The following is a 21,123-nucleotide window of genomic DNA, read 5'->3' on the forward strand; positions in this document are numbered from 1 at the left end:
AGGAGCGGGTGCGAGCGAAGGAGCCCTACCTAGGGCTCTTCAAGAGCAGGGGGTGGCACCCTGCGCTCGACTCAGGGCAGGCAGCCGGGGAATTCTCGGGCGTGCAAGGGGCTGCGCAGGCACCGGCGTCTCAGGAGGTGGTGGCCAGCGGTGCGTCCTGGAAGCCCAGCGCACGCCGCAGGTACGGGACATCGACAGCAACGGGCTCGGGTAGTCCCGGGGTGGCGGCCAGAGCGTGGGTGCGGTCGTAGGTACGCCGGTGCCGGCAGTAGGCGAAGAACCCGGTCAAGTGCTCAGCGATGAAGGACTCCGCTGGCGTCGGATCGAGCAGGTCGTCGACGCACTCCACGCGCAGGAGCGGATGTTGCGCCTCGATGACGCCGATGATGTCTCTGATCGGTGTGGGCTTCCCATGCACGACGTGGAAGGTACGCGCGCCCGGACCCTCTAGGAGGGCGTCCTGGCCGATGCGGAGCATGGCCCGGGTGGCGTACTGGTCGGGGACGATGTTGAACGTCGCGTCCGGCGACACTCGCAGCCGCAGCTGGAGGGAATGCGTCCGTTGCGCCGGACCGGGGATGCCCGTTGCGCCCTCGCGCGCCACCACGTCGATCATCTGCCCAAACACCGCCACCGGATGACCCGCCGCAGCCCCCGGGGCTATGGCGTCGCTGGCGACGATGCTGGGCCGCAGCACCACGACCGGCCGTCGCATGCGCTGCGCCCAGCCCCGCACCAGCAGTTCGGCCTCATACTTCGAGGCGTCGTAATGCGTCTCGAAGCCGTAGGCGTCACTCAGGTCATCCTCCAGCACGATGCCGTCGCGCCGGCCGCCGGCGACGGCCATCGTGCTGACGTGCACCACCCGGCAGTGCGAAGAGGTCAGCTCCGCGAACTGCAGCACATTCGCCGTGCCGTGCGTATTCACCCGGAAGAGCCGCTCCCGCTCCCCCGCCAGCGCGATGTCACCCGCGCAGTGCCACACCCCGGTGACCTCACCGGCCAGACGGGTGTGCTCCGCCGCCGACATGCCCAGCCACTTCCGGGTCACATCACCGCTCACACACACCAGACGCCGGCGTTCCTCCGGCGAGAGGTCGCCGTGCGCGCCGACTGTCTCCCTCACACGCCGATACGCGGAAGCCAGACTCCCCCGCACCAGACACACCACCCGCTCCCCCCGTTCCACGAGTAGCGCGTATGCAAGACGAGAACCCACAAACCCTGACGCACCAGTGATCAGAACAGTCACGCTGCCACAATGACCCACCTGTCCCATAAAGACAAAACGCAGAGTAATCAATCAAACACGCATGGGTGAATGCTTTTCCCGGTGAGCCGCCGAAGGTCTGTCCGCTGACGCGCACCACGCGCGTACGAGACGTCCACGCGAACGCCGCGGCGGCGCTCAAGGCCTACATCGTCTTCGAGTTGCGCCGTGAGGCGCTGTGCTTCGTGCGGGGTGAGAGGCCTTCGCCGCCGACGAGCAAGCCGCCGCGGTGGAGTCCGGTAGCACCGTCCGACCGCCCCCGTCCCCGTTGCCCCAGGTCAGGCACTACTCCGTTGTTTTCTCGGCGTGTACTACCGGGACCCCTACCTGGCCGCAGTTATCAGGGCCGGTGAGCAGGTGTCGGGCGAGCCAAGTGCCGTCAACGAGGGGGCGACGGTGCGAGCGCCGGGGAGTGCGGCGCGAACGCAGGCACTGAGACTGTCGCCCACCCCGGCCTCGACCAACAGCCGCTCGTCGAGCGGGGTGAGCCGACCGAGGGCGTCGGTGAAGCGGACGGCTTGGTGAAGCAGACGGCGAGGGCCGTAGTCAGGTCGTCGCTGTCGGTGCGGGCGCGCCCCTGGACGGGTGGACCGGGATGCGCAGGTGCCGCGGGCGCAGATCTGCCACCCCACGCCGGAAGTGGTCGTGAACGGGCTGGAGCGCGGAGTGGTGGGCCGCGTAGGGAACGGGGAGGCGCCACATCCGGGGAACGGCGGGGCCTGTGAGGGAGAGCGGGCGTCAAGAGCCTCGGTTGGGCCACTGACCATGGCCTGCCGGGGCGAATTGACGCATGCCACCGCCACGTTGGTGCGGCCGGCGCCGACCAGCAGCGCCTCGGTGTCGGACTCGCCCGCGTCGACAAGGACCAAGCCGCCACGCCCGACCACATCACGGTAGGCGTCGTTGAGCGCGCATACTAGCCGCGCCCCTTCGGCCAGAGTGAACGCGCCTGCGCAGACCAGGGCCGCGTACTCGCCGAGGCTGTGCCCCACGATCAGTCGTGGGACGATCTCGGAGGCGGCGAGGACCCTGGTGAGGGCGACAGAGACCGCGAAGTGGGCCAGCGGCACCGCTCCGTACGGGAGCGGGTCCGGCTGGGAATGCTCCAGCAGGGCCGGGCGGACCGGCCCGTACCCGTACGCGCCGCCACCCGATCGATCGTGTCGAGAACGCGGTCGGTCACATCGCGGAACACGGCCTGGGCGGCAGCCGAGCCCCCGTTGTGGCGGTGGTACCAGTGGTGCAGGGCAGCGCGCGGATCGCCGCCCTGACCCGGGAAGAGGAAGACCGCGCTGCCACGGCCGTCGTGGGGCAGGTGCCCCGTGCCGGGCATCAACGTTCCGCCTCTGTGGCCGGACGGAGGGGCATCCGCTGCCAGACGGTGCCAAGAATCTGTCCGTTGTCGTCAGGAAGTGAGCGGAGAGTGAGGCGGCCGGCCGCCAGATGGGCGCTGCGGAGCAGGTGCGCCCCAGTCCACCGGGCTCGCCGCCGACCAACGTCCGGTGGACCACACGGTCACCCAGCCACTCGAAGGTACCGGCGTAGCCGAAATAGCCGTCCGCGCCAGCGACATGGGCGGACACCTGCCCGTCAGGGGTGTAGATGATCGGGCACCGCACCTCCGTCCCGAACGGATGGGTGACCTCCCGGCCGCGCGATCACTCTCCGGCTCGCCCCCTCATTCACCAGCGCTTGGTTGTCCTCGGGTTTCGGTCATGACGGGACGATGTGCGGGCGGCGTTCGCCGACGAAGGGCCGGTGCCCACCAATTCGCCTGGCCCGCCAACTGCATCACTGCTGGGACGAGCAGGCCTCGCACGATGCTGGCGTCCAGGAGGACGATCGCGGCGATCGTCGCACCCAAGACGACCAGGAGACTGATCTGAGCCAGCATCAGTGCACCCATACTCACGGCGACCACCAGGGCAGAGGCGGTGAACAACCGGCCGGTGTGCTCGATACCGGTCACGATGGAAGCGGTGTTCTGCCGTGTACGTCGCCACTCCTCTGCCATGCGCGAGACGAGGAAGACTTCGTAGTCCACGCAGAGACCGAATGCCAGGGCGGCTGCCAGCAGCGGCATAGTGATCTCCAGCGTGCTCTCGCCTCCGCCGGCCGGAGGCCCCAGGACATGCATCCGCTGGAACAGCAGCACCATCAGCCCAACCGCCGCCCCGATGCTGAGGCCGCCCAGGACCGCGGCTTTCACCGCGACCAGCAGGCTTCGGGTGAAGGTCAAGAGTACGACGAACACACCGCTGAGCATCAGCGCCGACCACCAGCCGAGGGCTCGCGTCACAGCCTGCCTCGTGTCGGCGAGATGGACGGCGGCACCGGCGACCTGCGCCGGTCCTGGTGGGGCGGTGGCGCGCACCGCCTCGACCAGAGCGGTGGTGCGCGGTGACTGGGCGGAGTCCTCCGCGAACACCACGACCAGTGTCGCGCGCCGTCGGCCCCCGCCCGTGTCGATGTGCCGTGTGGCGGTGAGCCGCCCGTCGGCATAGTCACCGGCCTCCGTGCTCACCCGAGCCGCGCCGGGCAACGCCGCCAGGTGCCGGGCGTAGGAGTCCAGCTGGGTCGCCTCGGTCACTGGGTCCGTCCGTGGCAAGACCACCGTCAACTGCCGGTCGGGCGAGTGGGCGAAGTCCGTGCGGATGGCTTCCGCAGCGGTCCGAGCTTCGGCGTGAGGAGGCAGGATGGACTCATCCATCAGGGCGGGCCGCAGTCCGATGACAGGCAGCGCCAGCCCCAGCAGCACAGCGGACCCGGCCAGCGCCCACAGCAAGGGCCGCCTGGTCACTGCGACCGCGACATGTCGCCAGAAGGGACTGCCGGACAGATGGGTGGCACGGGGGCGCCAGGGCAGACGGAGGGACGGTTTTGCGCCGTCGAGTCGGCCGCTCAGGGCTGCCACCAGGGCGGGAACCAGGAGCAGGGTGCCCATCGTGCAGAACCCCACGACGACGAGCGAGGCGATCGCCAGCGAGCGGATCAACCCCAGTGGGAAGACGAGGAGTGACGCCATGCACCATGCCATCGTCAGGGCACAGAAGATCACGGCACGACCGGTGGTGGACATCGACTGCCCGATGGCTGCCTCCGAATCCAGACCTCGGGCCCGTTCCTCCCGGTACCGGGAGAGGGTGAACAGCGCGTAGTCGACGGCCAGGCCGAAGCCGAGGGCGCAGCTGAGGTTGACGGCGAAGACCGAGACCGGCATCAGGCGGGTCACCAGCGCCAGCAGAGCCAGCGCCCCCGAAGCCGCGATCAGACCAATCCCCAGGGGTACGAGCGTCGCGCTCAGCGAACCGAAGGCCAGCGTCAAGACAAGGAATGCTGCCGGCAGGGTGAACAGTTCCGAATGCAACAGATCGCGCTCCGCCTGGTCGGTAGCGGAGACGTTGATCCATGCGGGACCACTCACCGACAGTTCGAGTCCGGGAGCGGCGGCCCGCAGGACTGGTACCAGGGTTCGCGCGGTGCGGGCCGTCTCGGACTCGCCCCCCTTGAGATCGATACGCAGCAGCGCGCCCCGGCCGTCTGTGGAACGGAGCGGATCCGCCCCGGTGTTCCAGTACGACAATGCGGACGCGACCCCCGGAGACCGGGCGGCCAGCTCAGTCAGCAGACGACCCTGCTCCGCCACCTCGCGTGAGTCGACGGGACGGCCGGAGCGGGCGTATAGGACCAGATCCGGCGTGCCCGCCCCGAAACGCTGAGCAGCCCTCTCGGCTCGTTGCGCGGCCGTGCCGTCGGCGATGACACCGCCGTTGGACCACTGGGTGTCCAGGCTCGCCACGAGGGCGCAGAGCACGAACAGGCAGGCCGCCGAGCCGAGTACCAGTCGGCAGTGCCGGAACGACCACCGCGCGACTGCGCCGAGCACATCCGTTCCCTTCTCGGTTCTCTTGTCGGTCATTGACTGAACCACTCCTCTTGCAGGCCAGGGGGGTTGTCGGCACACGGTCGACGGCTCCGGCCCTTTCCAACGCCTGACCGACGTAAGGGATACGGCCCTTGAGTACGGCGCCCGGTCCCACTCCGCGGGCGAGAAGCAGCGGCCGACTGCTCGAGGTCACGACGAGGTCGGCTCACGCGACCATGCGGAGCGGCGTCGATTGGCCTGGACGGGTGCTGGAGGCGCGATGGTGATGACGTGGGTTGCTCCCGGCACCGAGTGAGGACGGTGGGTGGCCATAAGTACCGGCCGCGTGGCGGCCAAGCGGCTCAGGATCCTGAACACGTGCTGTTCGCCGGCGATGTCCACCTGCGAGGTCGGCTCGTCCAGCACGAGAAGATCGGCGTCGGTGAGCAGGGCGCGTGCCAGCGACAGCCGTTGGCACTGCCCACCGGACAGCGCACGGCCGCCGCCCAGCACAGTGCCGAGGCCTTCCGGGAGTCGTTCGACGGTCTCGGCCAGCCCGACCGCGTCGAGCGTGCTCCACAGCACGTCATCGTCTGTTTGCGGGCCGCATCCGATGTGCAGGTTGTCCCTGACGGTGCCCTCGCACACGGTGGCATTCTGCTCCACGTAGGTGACGCGACGGCGTAGCTGTGAGAGTCGCCATGAGCCGACCTCCTGCCCTAGGACGTGGATCTTCCCCTGCTCGGTGCGCAGTAGGCGGGTGATCAATTCGAGCGCTGTGGATTTGCCCGCACCCGACGGGCCGACGAGGAGCGTCAGACCGGTGGCCGGGACGGTGAAGGACAGGTTCCTGAGTACCGGAGCGGAGTCGGGATGGGCGAAGGTGACGTCGTGGAAGGTCACCGCCCCGCCGGTCGGGGCGGGAGGCCGGCGCGCGGGTCCGGGTGGTGACGGCGCGTCTGCCTCGACTGGGGAGGCGAGCAAGGCCGCGAGCCGGAGGCGGGCGGCCTGCCCGGTACGCAACTGCCCCGCGCCCAGTGCGATGACGGTCACGGGAGAGGCGAGGCAGAGCAGGAGGAAGAAGAACGTGCTGGATGCCTCCAGGGAGAGAGTTCCGCTGCCGACTCGGTGCGCAGCGGTCACCGTGACCAGCGTCAGCGCCAGTTGCTGGGCCAGCCCGACGAGTGGGCCCACGACCGCCTGCAACCGAGTGGCCGAGGTCGACATGGCGCCGTAGTCCGCTGCAGCGCGCTCCAGGGTTGCTGCGGACGCGGTCTCGTAGCCGTAGCTTTTGATGGTCACCAGCGTCTGCAGACAATTGAGGAGGCGCTGGTTCAGACGGCCAAGCGCTTGGAACTGGGCGGCTGCCACGCGCCGGGTGCGGGCCAGCACACCAGCCAGTGGTCCGCCGACCAGGGTGAACGAGCCGATGGTCATGAGAGTGAGCTGCGGGTCCAGGCGCGTCATGGCCGTGAGGATGGCGAGGACCCCGAACGACGCCGCCGGAAGGTGGACCAGACCGGACTCCATTGCCGCACGCACCTGTGCCGTGTCGTAAATGACCTGTGCGCTGAGGTCACCTGCTCCCCGCGCGCGGACGTCGTGGAGTGGCAGGCGCAGCACGTGGTGGGTGAGCCGCCCGCGCAGGTCCAGTACGACGCGTTCCCCGGCCCGGGCCAGCAGTCGCCCGCAGCCGGTCTGGGCGGCGTATGCGGCCAGTGTCAGCGCGGTCAGTGCGGCAACGGGGCCGACGACCGGTTCCCCGCGGACGAGCGCGGCCCCCGTGCCACTGAGCGCCCAGGGCAGGGCCAGGAAGATCCCAGTCGAGCACCAAGCGAGCACAGCGGCGAGGGTCAGCGAGGCGCGGCTGCCTCGCGCGAGGCCTACCGGGCTCAGGATCGGCGTGGCTTCGGGCGCTGTGACCGGCCGCAGGCTGCTCGGCGCGCTACGAGCACTCATCGACGGAACCGGCCGGCGCTTCCCCGCCGCGGTCGGTCTCGGACGAACCGGTAGGCGGTCGTCATGGGCGGTGCCCTCCTCCTCGGCTACAGCGGCTCGTCAACGTGTTCGGGCGGGTACTCGACGGACTGCGCGTAGGCGTCCAGCAGTCCTTGGAGCAGTTGCTCGGGAAGACCGGGTTTCCACAGTTCGACCGCCATTTCAACGTCGTAGAGCATCAGGCCGTCCAGGTCGTTGATCGGGTGAACGCCGCGACCCGAGCGGTTTGCGCGCATGCGTGGGGCCTTACGACTGAGACGTCGCGGCGGCCGCGAACTGCGGTCCGGGTTCCCTGGCCAGGTGGTCCGCAGTGATTTGCAGTCCCTGCTCCAGTGTGGTGGAAGGCGCCCAACCGAGGATGTCGAAGGCGAGTCCGATGTCGGGGCACCGGACTTCGGGGTCGTCAACCATCCTGGGCAGCGAGACGATCGAGGATCGGGACCCGGTCACCTCCCGGATCATCTCGGCGATGCGCCGCACGCTCAGCTCCCGCGGGTTCCCGATGTTTACCGGACCGTGGTGGGGGGAGCGGAGCAGGCGGACCAATCCCTCCACGGTGTCCTCCACGTAGCACAGGGACCGGGTCTGACGGCCGTCTCCGTGGACGGTGATGGGTTCACCTTCCATGGCCTGCCGGATGAACGTGGAGACGATCCGGCCGTCGTCGGCCCTCATGCCCGGACCGTAGGTGTTGAAGATGCGTGCGATTTTCGTGTCCACACCATGGGTGTGGAGGTAGGCGGTGGTGAGGGCTTCCGCGAAGCGCTTGGCCTCGTCGTACACACTGCGTGGCCCGATCGGGTTCACGTGTCCCCAATAGTGTTCCGGCTGCGGGTGGATCTGCGGGTCGCCGTACACCTCGCTCGTCGAGGCCAGGAGGTAACGTGCCTGTTTCTTCCGGGCGAGCTCGAGTGAATGACGCGTGCCGGCCGATCCCGCCAGGAGCGTCTCCACGGGATGGGCGAGGTACGCCTGCGGGGAGGCGGGGGACGCCAGATGGCACACCGCTTCGACATCGCCGTGAAGGTCGATGGGTTCGACCACATCCCCATGGAGCAACCGGAAATCGCGGCTTGCAGTCAGGTCCTCGACGTTGCTCAGTCTGCCGGTGCTCATGTTGTCCACGCACACGACCCCGTGCCCGTCGGCGAGGAGGCGGCGGCACAGGTGGGAGCCGAGGAAGCCCGCCCCGCCGGCCACGACGACGGTTCCGGAATTTTTCACTGGTTCGTCCTTCGTCAGCTGGTCAGCGAGACCGGGCTCGGCGCTTGGTCGAGGGAGCGCTCCACGATGTCGCAGGCCGACTCGATACCGGACTCGGCTCGCAGGCGGTGACCGAGCCGTTCGGCCCGGCGGCGCATGTCCGGGTCGTTCACAGCCTGCTTGATGGCTTCCGCCAGGTTCTGGGCGGTCAGGTCAGGAGCCGGGACCGGGCGAGGTCCCGCGCCCAGCGCGTGGACGAGGGACCCCCAGAACGGCTGGTCGAAGAAGTGGGGGCATGTGACCGTGGGAATCCCCGCGGTCAGGCCGGCGCCGACGGTGCTGGCTCCTCCGTGGTGAACGACCGCGGCCATCCGGGGAAAGAGCCAGGCGTGCGGAACGCCGGGGACAACGTGGACGAGGTCGTCGGAAGGTGTCACGTCGGGTTTCCCGAGCAGGACGCCCCGCACACCAGCCATGCGAAGGGCACTACGCACCAGCTGGTGACGACGCCGCAGGTCGTCGGTGATCATGCTGCCGAATCCGACGTAGACGACTGGTGGACCCTGGACTTCAAGGAACGCCGCCAGGTCCTGGGGAGGCTCCCAGCCAGAAGGCGTGTCGAACAACCAGTACCCCGTGACGTGTTCGCTCTGCGGCCAGTCAGGGGGCGCCGGCAGCACCGAAGGGCTGTAGCAGTACAGCGTGGGCCGCAGTTGCCGGCGCCATTGACCGAACGGGCCTCGCAACGGCCACGGGGGAAGGTGCAGGGTGTCCGTGCGCCACGCGTTGACGCGTTTGCGGAACACCTGCCAGATCGCCTGCTCGGCGAGCCTGGCACCCCACACGTTCCCCACCGATCCCAGGGAACGGCCGAGGCCGCTCGGAGAGAAGAAGCGGGTGGGGCGGACCGGTACGAACGAGGCCATGAAAGAGCTGGCACCCCAACACTCCGCGAGGCTTTCCGCAGGCACCGCAAAGGGTGAGTAGATGACGCAGTCACTCGGTCGCGCGACCGTGGAGATTGCCTGGAACAGCTGGTCCGCGGCGGGCCCGCCGATCTGCCGCATCCAGCGAGCGAACGCCATGGGGTTGTCCCCGCATTCCAGCAGTCGCTGCCCGTCAGGCGTGATGAGCAGCGACTCGGGGTCCGGTTGCACAGCGCTGTATTCGACTCCGGTGCCGAGGACCGTATCCGCATAACGGGCGGCTCCGATCATCTGCACGTCGAAACCCCGGCCTTTCAGGGCCACACCTAGCGCGGCAAGCGGCTGAATGTCTCCGCGAAGCCCTACCGAAACGATGGTAATTTTTTTCGACATCAATTCGCTTTCTCTGAACCGGCAGACCCTGCCCGGACAACACGGCCCGTTTCAGGCTACGGCCTGGCCCGCGACCTTCGAGCACCGCTCGCGGCCTCAACGGATAGGGCGGGAGGAAAAGCGAAGGTCGAATTCACTGGACCGAGTGAAAGCACGGCAGCTGCGGCTACGACGTGGCGAAGAAGACAATGGCAGCAAGCGGCGCCTGGTCGTGGAGACCGAGGGCCTGCCGCTGTTCGTCAAGGAAGGAAGTACCTTTCAGGCTGCGGCCGATGCACCCGGAGACCACCATCGTCTGGGCGGACTCCGCCTATGGCGGCCAGACCGATGCCGGCGAGGTGCAGGTGCCGGGCTGACTTCCTCCTCGACGAGCACGACCAGCCCGTGCCCGACGGGGGGTGAGGTTCAGGTACTTCTTCGCTCAGCTCAGCAGCTGTCCGGCCAGAACGACCGCTTCCACCAGCGCGAAGTGACCGCGCTCCGCGGCTGGGTCGCCCGACTCGGCGCGGCCACGCCCCGGCTGGTGGCCGCCGATGCGGAGCTGCGGGCCGTCGTGCTCACCGCGGTGGGACGCCGGTCCCCGCTCGGCATCCAGGCCCCGGGTGGCGGCGGTTCTGCCCATCAGTTCGCGCAGGGCGTGGTGGACCAGCAGATGCGCCCAGATCTGCTGCAGGACTCCGTCGGGCGTCTTGCTGCTGAGCACGGTGCGGGCGCCGCGTTGATGGGTCTTGAGCTCGGCGAAGACGGCTTCTGCCTCGTAGCGTTCGTGATAGAGCGCGGCCGGCTGGCGGGCAGGATAACGGCGGGCATCGAGCAGGCTGGTCACCAGCCGGTAGTCCCAGCACGAAGTACACCACCAACCGGGACGGCAACAGACGCCTGCGCTGCTCCGCACGACCGCAAGCGGCCACCCCACGATCGACTAACCCGGACGGATACACCCAGGTCAGCCACCCCAAGCCCGATAATCCACCGACGTCCGCAGACACCCGCACCACCCCCGGGGAGCACACGACAGCCTACGCCCGCGAGCTATTGCAACGGCATTGGCCCTAGGCGGTTTCGTTTGGATCAACGGGCAGACCAGAGGAAGATGCCCGCGATGTGAAGTCCGGCGAGGTAGATGGTCGCGGTCTTCTCGTAGCGGGCGGCGATGCCCCGCCACTGCTTCAGGCGATGCACCGCTCGACGGTTGTTCCGCTCCTTGTAAAGACTGGCGTCGTGGCGTGTGGGCCGTATCGGATGTCACCGCGCCTCCAACCGCAGCAGTCACCAGTCCTGTTGATGCTCCATGAATGCGCAACGCAGGTTCTCTGCCGGAATGGTTGTCGTTGTCGAGCCCACGATCCGGGGTCCTTGGAAAAGGCTTTGACGCGTGGTTCGCTGTTCGTCGATGGTGAGCGGACGTTCGGACCGAGCGGGTCCGAACCGCCGCGTCGGCGGCGACATCGCGGCGAGGGAGTTGTGCATGATTGTTGTGTCGGCCGCTTCGGGGGCTTTTGGCCGGCTGGTCATCGACCAGTTACTGGCCCGGAGGCCAGCCGATCGCATCGTAGCCGCGGTGCGCAATCCCAACGGAGCTGTGGATCTCGCCGCTCGCGGTGTCCATGTCCGCCTCGGTGACTACGATGATCCGCCGTCGCTGCGCACCGCGTTCGAGGGAGCCGACCAACTGCTGTTGATCTCGTCTCCGGAACTGGAACCCTCCCGCCGCGTCGGCCAGCACCAGGCAGCCATCGACGCGGCCCGCGCGGCCGGAGTCGGCTCGATCGCCTACACCAGTTTCCTGGGTGCCGATACCCAGGCCGGCGGTGTTACTGCTGCTCACCACTCCACCGAGCGCGCCCTGCTCGCCAGCGGACTGCCCCACACGCTGTTGCGTCACCCCTTTTACAGCGAGGCGTTCCTCAACTCGGGCTTGCACGCCGCCGTCGCCTCGGGTGAACTGGCTGACGGTACCGGCGGGCGCGGTATCAACACCGCCTTCCGTAGCGATCTTGCCGCGGCCGCCGCCCGCGTCCTCACCGAGGACTGCCACATGGGCCGCGCCTACAACTTCACCGGCAGCCTGTGGACGTACAACCAGCTCGCCCACGCGCTCAGCCGCATCTCCGGCAAGCCCGTCGCCCGCCGAGACCGGCACGACCGCGCGCCCGGCGCCCAGGGTTGGCTCGAGGAGCAGGTCCGTACCGGCGCCCTGGAGCAGCAGACCGACGATCTTCAGCACGTCCTCGGTCAACCAGCCACGACCCTCGACCAGGCTGTCACCGCAATCCTCACCCAACCCGCCCCATCGGCCGCCGGCTCTGCCCTGGAGTGAGCGCGCGCCGTTGAAGGTGCTGGCAACTGAACTGGACCATTTCGTTTGGATCGAACGGTCGTTGTTCCGGGTGTGCCGTTGACTGATGCGCAGTGGGTGCGGATCGAGCCATTGGTCCCGGACCGGGAGCCGAAGCGAGGTGGCCGCTGGCGGGATCATCGTGAGGTGATCGACGCGATCGCCTTCAAGTTCCAGACCGGTACTCAGTGGGTGCACCTGCCGGAGAAATACGGCAACTGGCGGGGCGTCTACAACCGACTGCGGATGTGGGCCGTCGACGGCACCTGGGAGCGGGTGTTCACCGCGCTGGTCGCACAGGCGGACGCCGACGAAGACCTCAACTGGGCGGTCTCGGTCGACTCGACCATCGTGCGCGCACACCAGCACGCGGCCGGAGCCCGAAAAAAGGGGATCCGGCCGGCGAGCCGGACGATCACGCCATCGGCCGGTCCCGCGGCGGACCGACCACGAAGGTCCACCTCGCGGCCGACGGCCGGTGCCGGCCACTGGCGTTCGTCCTCACCGCCGGTCAGGCCGGCGACGCACCCGCTTTCACGGACGTCATGGCCCGCCTGCGCGTTCCCCGCCCTTTGGGGCGGCCCCGCACCAGGCCGGCCCTGGTCCTGGGTGACAAGGCGTGCTCCTCTCGCGCGATCCGCGACCACCTGCGCAGACGCGGCATCCGCGCGGTGATTCCGCAACGCGCCGACCAGCAGGCCAACCGGCGGCCGCGCGGACAGACGGGCGGCAGACCGCCGGCCTTCGACCGCGAGGCATACAAGCAGCGCAACACCGTCGAGCGGTGCATCAATCGCCTGAAGCAGTGGCGGGGCATCGCCGCCCGCTACGAGGAGACCGCGACCATCTACCTCGCCGGACTTCACATCGCGGGCATCTTCCTCTGGTCTGCCCGTTGATCCAAACGAAACCGCCTGGCCGAGGCGGACGAAGCCGCCGAGCGCGGTGAACTCGTCGCCGCCGTGGAGCGGCTGACCGGAGGGCAGGGACGGCGACGTCCGCGGGCTTCCTGGTCGCCCCGCCGCTCGACCCTGGCCCCGGCACGCTGCTGATCGAGGTCGGCCCCGGGGCCTCGGGCAAGCGCGCTACGTCCCATGGGTTCGTTCCGGCTGCCGTCGCTCGTTGCCGCAGGCCAGTCCGACAAGCGGCACACGGAGGGCCCGCACAGATCATGACGGTTCTTCGGGATTGCCGAAGAACCATCATGATCCACATATACAGGCGTGGGCCAAGGAGCGCCAACCGCCTGATCAGACCCCGTGCTCATGGCGAACTCGCGGGTTGTTGCACACCAGGTCCGGCCGACGGGCGACCTACACCCGACCGCACGGGGTCCGGCACCTGAACAACGTCGAGATCGCCTACACCCCGACAGCGGATCAGAAGGACGGGCAGTTTTCCTGCACAGCCAGGGGTACCGTGACGCAGTATGTACTGCCCGCCGCCGATTGTGGAACGGCGAAAACGGCGGTGCGTGAGGCGGGCATCACGACGCTGCCGAGCTGTCGGACGAGGGTCGCCTGGTCGCTCGCCCCGGCAGCCATGCGGTAGAGCCCGATGGGAATCGTGTATCCCTGCTCGAAACCGTCGACGACCAGTCGGCGCTTGCTCTCACCGCGCAGCCGTGCCCGTTCCGGGTTCGTCGGTACGGCAAGCGACTGCCTGTACGAGGCGGTGGTGCTGCCCTGGGTGGCGCTGATGGTGAAGTGGCCCGCTGCCGCCAGGCTTTCACGGGCGGCGGATTGCGGGACGAAGTCCCAGGTTCTACTTTGCATCACGCCGCCGCCGATGTCGTACACCCGCAGCCGCGCACCGTTGAAAAGCGACTCCGGAGGCTCGTACTGGGAGAAGGCGAGCTTGCCGGCGGTGGGCTGCGCGGTGGTGGTGTAGGCGTGGCGGCCGTCAGAGACGGTGACGGTGACCGCTCGTTCGGCCGTGAAGCCGTGCAGGCACAGCGCGTTCTCGCGAGTGAACACGAGGTTGCGGGGGCCCTTGATTGTGCTCATCCATACGGCGGGCGAGGTGGCGAACCCCGCAGGCAGAGAGGACAGATCCCCCTTACATCCGGGGGCGGCGCCGTCACCTACCGCGAGGTTTCTGAACTTCCCCTGCAGTTTGGGGCTCTTGTGCGGCTTGGGTTTGCGTGCGTCTGCGGCTTGCTGGCTCTCCGCTGCGCTTGGTGTCGTCGCGTTCGTTCGACGTGTGGCGTCCTGGGTCGCCGAGCCGCATCCAGCGGCGGCGATGGAAAGCAGCACCAGCCATCCGGCTAGTTGTCGACGCTTCATCAGGGCTTCCTTTCGTGTGCTCACCGTGGGCTCCCAGACCTGCACTGCGCGCGGGCCTGGTTCCTTTGCTGGTCGAGGTACTTGCGGTTCGCCTCGTAGTCCTTTCGGTTCGCGGCACCGGTGCGGACGGCGCTACGCAGTTGGTCGAGAGAATCCCGCGCGGCCTGGTCTCCGGTGACCAGGTCGCACCGTGCGAAGGCCCAGGCGGCCAGCCATCCCAGCCACTGGGCGCGCACGACGAAATGGCTCTCCAGCGCGAGTGCCTGCCGGATGCCGGAGATCGCGGCCTCCGGGTGCCCTCGGTCCCACTCGCGCTGGGCGGCGATGGAGGCGGCCAGCGCCTTCAGTTCGCGAACGCCTACGCCGGGCCGTGCGGCGCGGACCCGCCGCACAACGGCATCGATAGTGCCGTCGTCGCTGGTGAGGCCCGCATTGATCCGGCAATACTCCACCTGGGCCAGGTTGACCGCGGCTTTGAGGCGGCCCAACGTGGTGAAGTTCGCGTCGGACATCAGCCGCCGGAGGGTGGAGGTGACGCCGGCGATGTCCGAGTCACGCAGGGCTCCGGGAGCGCATTCCGTCGCTGTCTCTGCACGCAGATAAATGTTGCTTGCCAGGCTGAGCTGTGCCCGGCGCCGGATGGGAGAGTCCGCCGGGATGGCCCGGTAGTCGGCGCCGGCGGCCTCCAGTGTGGAAGGCGAAGCCGCCTGCCCGTTGACTGTGCTCTGTTCCAGGGCGTGGCCCCGGAACAGGTGGACAAGGTCCGAGGTGACGAATCCGGTGCCGGAGTCCAGTTCCGACGTCCCTTTGCCGGGCAGCAGCCGGGCGAATCCGGCTACGGCTTCGGTGGTACGGCCTGAGTGCCAGGCGTCTAGGGCAGAGGTGAACTGGGCAAGACCGCTGGCTTGCCGGACCAGCTCGGCCACCAGGGCGCCCCGGCTGTGGGCAAGGCCGAGGCTCTGATCCGCGGGGACCGGTTCGCTGGTGTACCAGCCGGCGATTTCGGGGGCGTCGGGCACCTGGTCGGCGCGGACATACACCGCCGGGCGCACGTTGATCTGCCCGCCGGAACCGGGGGTGACGATGCCGCCGACGATGATGGCGGCGTTGGACTGGCCAACAAACTTCCGGGTGCGGCTGTCGAGTCGGCGGTGATCGCCGTGGAGCAGTTCGGCCAGCGGAAGATCGCACTCTCTGGCGTAGTCGTGTACGACTGTGCCCTTGGGAAGGGCCTTGCTCAGGTCCTGGGCAAAGGTCGAGGAGACATCGTCCAAAAGCTGCTGGTCCTGCCCGGAGCCACGGTCCTTGAAGCCGACCACGGCCACGTCCTGAGGACCGGTCAGCCGGCGCAGCGGGGGCGGTGGGGCCTGGAAGCGCAGGAGTACCACGACCCCGCCGGCAAAGACACAACCGATCACGGCTGCGTACGTGGCGCGCTGCCACCGCGGCACCTCGGCCAGTTTGTCCCGCAGAAGCTGGGTGACGGACCCCAGGAAACCGGTCAGGCCAACCAGGACACCGATGAGGGTCGCTGCCCGGCCGGGCTTTGCGCCCAAGGCGTTGGCCAGAGTGAGGGATGCCGCCAGTGCCAAGCTGATACCGGCCGCCACCACCCAGATCTTTGTGCCGCCTTGGGTGTTATTTGTACCACTTGGTGCATTTTCGTCCATCTCCTCGCATATTACGGTCACTGACGGGTGATGGCGCGTAGGCACGGCCATCACCAGGGGAGTTCTCTGAGCAGGACGCTGGGTCGGATGGCGCGTGAGGTTACTGCCGGCCGTTAGGGCTGGCCCGCTCGGGGTGTGCCGCCGACCCGGTGTCCCCGAGACGCAGGGAGAGGTGACAGCGGGTCAGAGGGACGATGGGTCCGCGAAAGAATCCTCCGCCGTACTGGGCGGGGCCTCTGCGCGACATGGGTTCCCCCGGCTGCTGACCGACGCGAGGCACACATGGTGACCGCGACGCCTCGCAGCCCTACCCCGATCAGACAGCTCCCCATCCAGCCCCGCCCCCGAGCGGGCGAGGGACGCACCGCGTTCATCGAGCGTCTGGCCACCGCGAACTTCCTCAGACCCAGCTACCTGCGCGCCTACCTACGCGGCCCCCGACTCCAGGAAGGCCGCCCCGTCCTGGGAGCGCCTGGCCCGGGTCACCGGCCGCGACCCGGTTCGCCTACAGGAGGTCCTCGAACGGAGGCAGTGCGTCGAGTGCGGCAAGCCCCTGCCGATCGGGGACCGCCTCACGAAGCGGCGGCGATGCTCCGAGGCTTGTCGTCAGAAGGGTCACCGAGCGGCACCCCAAGCCGCTGACACTCACACGGATCACCAACTTTCAAGGCTGCAGGGCAACGGGCTCTCCTCTCACCGGCAGCCACGTCAGCCCGCCGCAGATCCGGGCCAAGAACTGCCAGGCCTGTGAGGCGCCGCTCATCTCCGGCCCCACCAACAAGGTCTATTGCTGTCACCGGCCGGCATTTTGTGGCCGCTGGCTGGGCTCGGGTACCCCCTTGCCTATCGATGCCCGGTTGCCGCTCGCCCTGGGTGCAACAGGTCGAACCTGACGTTCCGCCATGGGGTGCGGAAGGGGGACGTGTCGTCATCGGTCAGGTCGTCCTGGGGAAGCGCCCAAGACTTGACCGGCGTGGTTGTGGCAGTGACGGCCGGCCAGCCCGGGTCGCCGGTGGCGGCGAAGTCGGCCCAGGAGCAGAGCATGCGCTGGGAGAGGGCGTGGTCGAGCTCATCGGGCGGGCCGCCGGTGAGGAATTCGGCGCCGAGAGCGTCCAGGTTGCCGAACGCGAAGGGGATGTCCGCGTTGTGCCAGGGCCGGGCGTCTGCGCGCCTGCGGGCGAAGCGGGCCAGGTAGGACCGGCCGCCGGCCTTCGCGTGGTGCTCGGCGAGGCGGGTGGTGTACTCGCCGAACTTCGCGTCGCCGAACATCGAGAGGTAGCGGTCGAGCACCGGTGCGTCGGGCATGGACGTCCGGTAGTCGTTGACCAAGTTGACCGGCAGGCGCAGGGCTTCGGCGAATGCTTCCAGTTCTGCCTCGCTGGCGACTTCCCGGACGGCTCCGACCGCGTGGAGGAACCAGCATTCCTCCAACGTGTGGCATGCGAGTAGGTCCACGTCCCGTGCCGCCCCGGAGGCGATCAGGCGGAGCGGCTCCGCGGGCAGGACCTGGCCATCGACGACGGGTTGAAAAATCACCGGGTCATAGGCATGGATCGTCGCCACGGGGGCGGCCCTGCACTGGGCGGCGACCTTGTCGGAGGCGGCCACCAGAGCCTGGGGCGGTACGGACAGCAGCCCCTCCGCCGTCGGTGCGACGCCGGCCTCCGCGGCGATCCGCTCGGCGACCGCCGCTGCGAGCTCGACCGTGTAGAAGGCATTGGGCACGCTGTGGGCAATGGCCCGCCGGAACAGCCCCTTGATCTGCTGCATCGCCATGAGGCAGGCGACCGAGCCCGCCCCGGAGGAGTGCCCGGCGACGGTGACGTTAGCTGGGTCGCCGCCAAAGGCCTCGATGTTCTCCTGAACCCAGCGCAGGGCGGCGGCCTGGTCCAGAAGACCGCGGTTGTCGGAGAAGCCGGGCACGTGGCCGAAGCCCTCGAAGCCCACCCGGTAGTTGCAGCTGACCACTACCAGCCCGGCGCGGGCCAGGGCCGCGCCGTCGAAGTCGGGCTGAGCCGAGGAGCCGAAGGTGTAGGCACCGCCGTGGATCCAGAAGAACACCGGCAGCGCGCCGTCATGCATGTGCTCCGGCAGCCACACGTTGACGGTGAGAACGTTTTCGTCCCCGGGGCGCCACACGGGCGCCCCGGGCAGCTCAGCTGACTGCGGCGAGATGGGTCCGAAGGCCGTGCTGTCCCGGATCCCACCCCAGGCCGGCGCTGGCTGCGGCTCCCTGAATCGACGGGCGCCGAACGGCGCGGCTGCGTACGGGATGCCGAGCACCGCAGTGACGCCGTTAGTGGGCCCTCTGCCCTGCACACGGCCCCTCGCTGTCCCAAAGACCACCTCAGCACCCGATTGCTCATTCATTGCGCGCCAGTCTCACCTGTCAACAGGCTGCCCAGCGAGTGAGTTTGGATCCGCCGGCAAGGGATCGACAGGTCCTCGGAGGCACCGAGGACAGTTACCACGACCAGGTGACGACTATCTCGACCAAACACACCAGCAGCGCCTGACCGGTTCAACTTCGCTGGCAGAAATCCAACTTCGATGCCAGAGGACAACGGCGCAGAGCTCGGCCAGGACGACGGGGTGCGTGGGTGCACCGTGCGCGAGTACGCCGGTGAGCAGGTCGGGGAGCCCGAGCGGGTAGATGGTCCCGGTCGAGGCGCGCAGTTCGGCGAGGGTCCACCAGCGGTGTTCGCGAATGTTGTCGGGCTGCGATGCCCGGGCCGGGTCGACGTCGGCTGCGGAGACCCGGGTCAGGAAGTACTTCTCCACCTCGGCTCAGGCCGGTGATTCACAGGCCCCTCCCCCAGGTCGGCGATCGCCGTCGTTCCGTTGTTCGGATGCAGGCACGGGAACCGGGGCCGCTGCCCCGACGTATAGATCTGTGTCGTGACGGATACGCTAAGTGAAGCGTACGGGGTCGAGGGGGATCGGTGACCGGTCGGCAGATGATCGACGACGAGACGCGGACCGACGCGGTGGAGGTTCTCCGCGACCTCCTCGAATGGCAGCTCTCGCCCCGGCGTTGGGACCGCGTGCAGCCCCTTGTCGACGCACTCGCCGACGCTCTGGCGGCCGGTGACGGCGACGGCGTGCGCGCCGTCACCGCCGAACTCGAGCTGTCCGGGCCGGTGCGGATCACCAGGATCGGCGCCACCCCGGTGATCCCGGCCCCGCCGCGCACCCGGGACCAGGCAAATCATTTGATCCACTCGCTCGGCGTCCCGCCGCCCCAGGATGCGAATCACGGGGGCGTCATCGTCACCCCGGGAGGTGACGATGACGCCGGACCTGGTGAGCAATCCCATTGATCAGGAACTCATCGTCCACCTCTACACAGCGCTTGACGGATCGCAGGCCGTGCAAGGCTACGAACAGATTCGCCGCATCTGGGAGCGCTGCCGGGACGAGCTCGGCATGGACCAGCCAATCGCCGACACGGGCCTGCCGGCCACGCTGCCGTCGGACCCCAAGTCCCTCGTTCCGGGGAGGCCCGCGGCGGCCCAGGAGCACCCCACCGCAGACTTCCAGGCAGTCGTGCGGCGCGAGCACGACGTGGTCAACCTGTCGGTCGCGCTGGCCGCGCCACCAGGGGCCGCCTCCAGGGGCCTGCGCATCGGCTCGGCGTCGCCCCCCGGTTGGGTGGAGTTCGACCGGTGGTGGGCCGGGCTGACGGCAGACGGCACCGAAGCGGCGCTGGGCGAGACTCGTGTGTACCAGGCGAAGTTCGTAGGCACGGACGTCCCGCCGCTGGACTTCGCGGCAGCCCAGGTCCGCCGGGCCCTTCCCGACGGCGACAACTCTCCGTACTGGTGGCAGCGGGGCTGGACCACCGAGCAGGGCTTCGCCGTGTGGGAGCTGTCACCGGACGACAGCGGGGCCCGACGACGCATCGTCGTACTGGCCTCCGAGAATCAGGACGCACAGCTCAGCGCCTGGACGTGGAGCCAGGGGCAGCCCGACATGCCACCCTTGTGTCGCTACTCCATGCATGCGGCGAAGCTGCGCTACCAGGCGCGGGTGCGAGACGACGGAGATGTGATCGGCACGCTGATCCGGCAGGTCGTCGAACGCGCCGATCAGCTGCTTGAGTCATCTCGCAGACGCCCGGCCGACGCCCTCGCCGAACTCGGTCTGCTGGGCGACGACGAGGCTCGTCTTTCTCTGGTCCAAGCCAACGTGCGGGACATGCTGCAGACCGTACGCATAGCTGTCGACAACATGACCAAGGCCCAGCCCGCCTTCTTCCCCGCCGACCGGGAACTCGCCGACTGGCTGCCCCGCCAACTCGGCGACGACGCCGACTACCTGACGAGCGCCCGGCTACGCGCCGAAGACCTGCGCCGCCTGCTCGGCCCAGCAACCGATGCGGCCGGCCCTCCGCCCGACGGCGGCACCCGACCCGAGCCGTCTGAACCAGACCACGGTTCAGTCCGCTCGTCGGCGGTGCCGAACGCATTCCGCTCTGCCCGCCCCTCTGTCGGCGACGCCCCAGGGGCCGTCAAACTCCGCATGGGGTTCGCCGTGGACATCGAGGGATACAGTCGCCGTACCTCCCCGGAACAGAGTGATCTTCAAGTCCGTCTCGGCCGTCTCGTCCAGCAGGCCCTCGGAGGGCTGGGCATCTCCCTGGAGGAGACCGACCACCAAGGGACGGGAGACGGGATGAACGTCTTCCTCCCGGCCGAAGTGGAACTACACCGGGCGCTGCCCCACGTACTTCGTTCCTGGCGGGACCACCTCGAAGCCGACAACCGCCGCTTCCGCGACCGGATGCGCCTGCGCCTCGCCACCGTCGTAGGACCGGTCGGAATCGCCGCCCTTGGCTACTCGGGCAGCACCATCGTCAAGGTCAGCCGGATGCTCGACAGCACGGTGCTGCGCACTGCTCTTCGGGACAATCCGCACGTCGACTACGCCGCCTTGGTCTCCGAACCTCTCCACGAGTACGTCGTCGGGGAAGGCCACCCGGGGCTGGATCCGCAAGGGTTCCGGCGTGTGCTGGTCGAGTCGAAGGAGTACGAGGCGCACGCGTGGCTGTGGCTTCCCGCCTGACGTCGGAAGTATCACCGAGGCACGAAGGGACGCCTCAACTCGCCCGCCGTCTCGTGCGATTGCCTCGCGCGCGTGCGGCCACGCGTCCGGCCATCCGGACCGGGTGTGGCG

16 protein-coding genes and 1 pseudogene are annotated in these 21,123 nt (G+C 68.6%); 4 read left to right on the forward strand and 13 right to left on the reverse strand.

Annotated elements, in window-relative coordinates; translation table 11 throughout:
* Positions 1-130: 130 nt before the first annotated feature.
* From Sri02f_RS01015 to Sri02f_RS43985, 9 genes and pseudogenes are all read right to left on the reverse strand, one after another.
* Positions 131-1,252, reverse strand: a complete 1,122-nt coding sequence (locus Sri02f_RS01015; RefSeq protein ID WP_108999146.1) for an SDR family oxidoreductase — start codon at positions 1,250-1,252, stop codon at positions 131-133.
* Positions 1,253-1,593: 341 nt separating this feature from the next.
* Positions 1,594-2,889, reverse strand: coding sequence for an acyltransferase domain-containing protein (locus Sri02f_RS43980; RefSeq protein ID WP_373865054.1), 1,296 nt, complete (start codon positions 2,887-2,889; stop codon positions 1,594-1,596).
* 59 nt (positions 2,890-2,948) lie between these two features.
* On the reverse strand, positions 2,949-5,189 hold the full coding sequence (locus Sri02f_RS01030) for an MMPL family transporter (RefSeq protein WP_108999147.1): 2,241 nt from the start codon (positions 5,187-5,189) through the stop codon (positions 2,949-2,951).
* Positions 5,190-5,345: 156 nt separating this feature from the next.
* Positions 5,346-7,094 carry an ABC transporter ATP-binding protein gene (locus tag Sri02f_RS01035; RefSeq protein ID WP_108999148.1) on the reverse strand — a complete coding sequence of 583 codons (1,749 nt, stop codon included), beginning with the start codon at positions 7,092-7,094 and terminating at the stop codon, positions 5,346-5,348.
* Positions 7,095-7,180: 86 nt separating this feature from the next.
* Positions 7,181-7,369 (reverse strand): hypothetical protein, encoded by a 189-nt coding sequence (locus Sri02f_RS01040; RefSeq protein WP_108999149.1) that lies wholly within the window; start codon positions 7,367-7,369, stop codon positions 7,181-7,183.
* 10 nt (positions 7,370-7,379) lie between these two features.
* Positions 7,380-8,333 carry a UDP-glucuronic acid decarboxylase family protein gene (locus Sri02f_RS01045; RefSeq protein WP_218029834.1) on the reverse strand — a complete coding sequence of 318 codons (954 nt, stop codon included), beginning with the start codon at positions 8,331-8,333 and terminating at the stop codon, positions 7,380-7,382.
* Positions 8,334-8,371: 38 nt separating this feature from the next.
* Positions 8,372-9,655 (reverse strand): glycosyltransferase, encoded by a 1,284-nt coding sequence (locus tag Sri02f_RS01050; RefSeq protein ID WP_108999151.1) that lies wholly within the window; start codon positions 9,653-9,655, stop codon positions 8,372-8,374.
* 421 nt (positions 9,656-10,076) lie between these two features.
* Positions 10,077-10,481 (reverse strand): hypothetical protein, encoded by a 405-nt coding sequence (locus tag Sri02f_RS42455; protein ID WP_245970270.1) that lies wholly within the window; start codon positions 10,479-10,481, stop codon positions 10,077-10,079.
* 19 nt (positions 10,482-10,500) lie between these two features.
* A pseudogene (locus Sri02f_RS43985) lies at positions 10,501-10,668 on the reverse strand (transposase domain-containing protein); the annotation flags it as partial.
* A 455-nt stretch (positions 10,669-11,123) separates the two neighbouring features.
* On the opposite strand from Sri02f_RS43985, the gene Sri02f_RS01065 reads away from it, so the two are divergent.
* A complete protein-coding gene (locus Sri02f_RS01065) occupies positions 11,124-11,975 on the forward strand; it encodes an NAD(P)H-binding protein (protein WP_174855561.1) in 852 nt (283 codons plus the stop codon).
* 72 nt (positions 11,976-12,047) lie between these two features.
* Positions 12,048-12,892, forward strand: a protein-coding gene (locus Sri02f_RS01070; protein ID WP_373865055.1) for an IS5 family transposase whose coding sequence is annotated in 2 segments (ribosomal slippage) — positions 12,048-12,390 and positions 12,390-12,892 — 846 coding nt in all. Because the reading frame shifts where the segments join, the coding sequence is not laid out codon by codon here.
* A gap of 480 nt (positions 12,893-13,372) precedes the next feature.
* Here the strand turns inward: Sri02f_RS01070 and Sri02f_RS41015 are convergent.
* The 4 genes from Sri02f_RS41015 to Sri02f_RS01090 all read right to left on the reverse strand — a co-directional run bounded on the left by Sri02f_RS41015 (position 13,373) and on the right by Sri02f_RS01090 (position 18,729).
* Positions 13,373-14,302 (reverse strand): hypothetical protein, encoded by a 930-nt coding sequence (locus tag Sri02f_RS41015; RefSeq protein ID WP_159106633.1) that lies wholly within the window; start codon positions 14,300-14,302, stop codon positions 13,373-13,375.
* Positions 14,299-15,948 carry a hypothetical protein gene (locus tag Sri02f_RS01080; RefSeq protein ID WP_159106634.1) on the reverse strand — a complete coding sequence of 550 codons (1,650 nt, stop codon included), beginning with the start codon at positions 15,946-15,948 and terminating at the stop codon, positions 14,299-14,301. The genes Sri02f_RS41015 and Sri02f_RS01080 overlap by 4 nt, the downstream gene beginning before the upstream one ends.
* Positions 15,949-16,791: 843 nt before the next feature.
* Positions 16,792-18,318 carry a carboxylesterase/lipase family protein gene (locus Sri02f_RS01085; RefSeq protein WP_108999154.1) on the reverse strand — a complete coding sequence of 509 codons (1,527 nt, stop codon included), beginning with the start codon at positions 18,316-18,318 and terminating at the stop codon, positions 16,792-16,794.
* A gap of 114 nt (positions 18,319-18,432) precedes the next feature.
* The gene (locus Sri02f_RS01090; RefSeq protein ID WP_108999155.1) at positions 18,433-18,729 is read right to left on the reverse strand and encodes an NUDIX hydrolase; all 297 of its coding nucleotides are present in this window, start codon (positions 18,727-18,729) and stop codon (positions 18,433-18,435) included.
* Positions 18,730-18,905: 176 nt separating this feature from the next.
* Here Sri02f_RS01090 and Sri02f_RS01095 point away from each other — a divergent pair, with 176 nt between their 5' ends.
* Positions 18,906-19,268 (forward strand): CATRA system-associated protein, encoded by a 363-nt coding sequence (locus Sri02f_RS01095; protein ID WP_108999156.1) that lies wholly within the window; start codon positions 18,906-18,908, stop codon positions 19,266-19,268.
* Positions 19,237-21,012 carry a CATRA conflict system CASPASE/TPR repeat-associated protein gene (locus Sri02f_RS01100; protein ID WP_108999157.1) on the forward strand — a complete coding sequence of 592 codons (1,776 nt, stop codon included), beginning with the start codon at positions 19,237-19,239 and terminating at the stop codon, positions 21,010-21,012. Before Sri02f_RS01095 ends, Sri02f_RS01100 begins: the two co-directional genes overlap by 32 nt.
* The last annotated feature ends 111 nt before the right edge of the window (positions 21,013-21,123 follow it).

The organism is Streptomyces rishiriensis (assembly GCF_003112535.1).
In the GTDB taxonomy this organism is placed as follows: Bacteria; Actinomycetota; Actinomycetes; order Streptomycetales; family Streptomycetaceae; genus Streptomyces; species Streptomyces rishiriensis.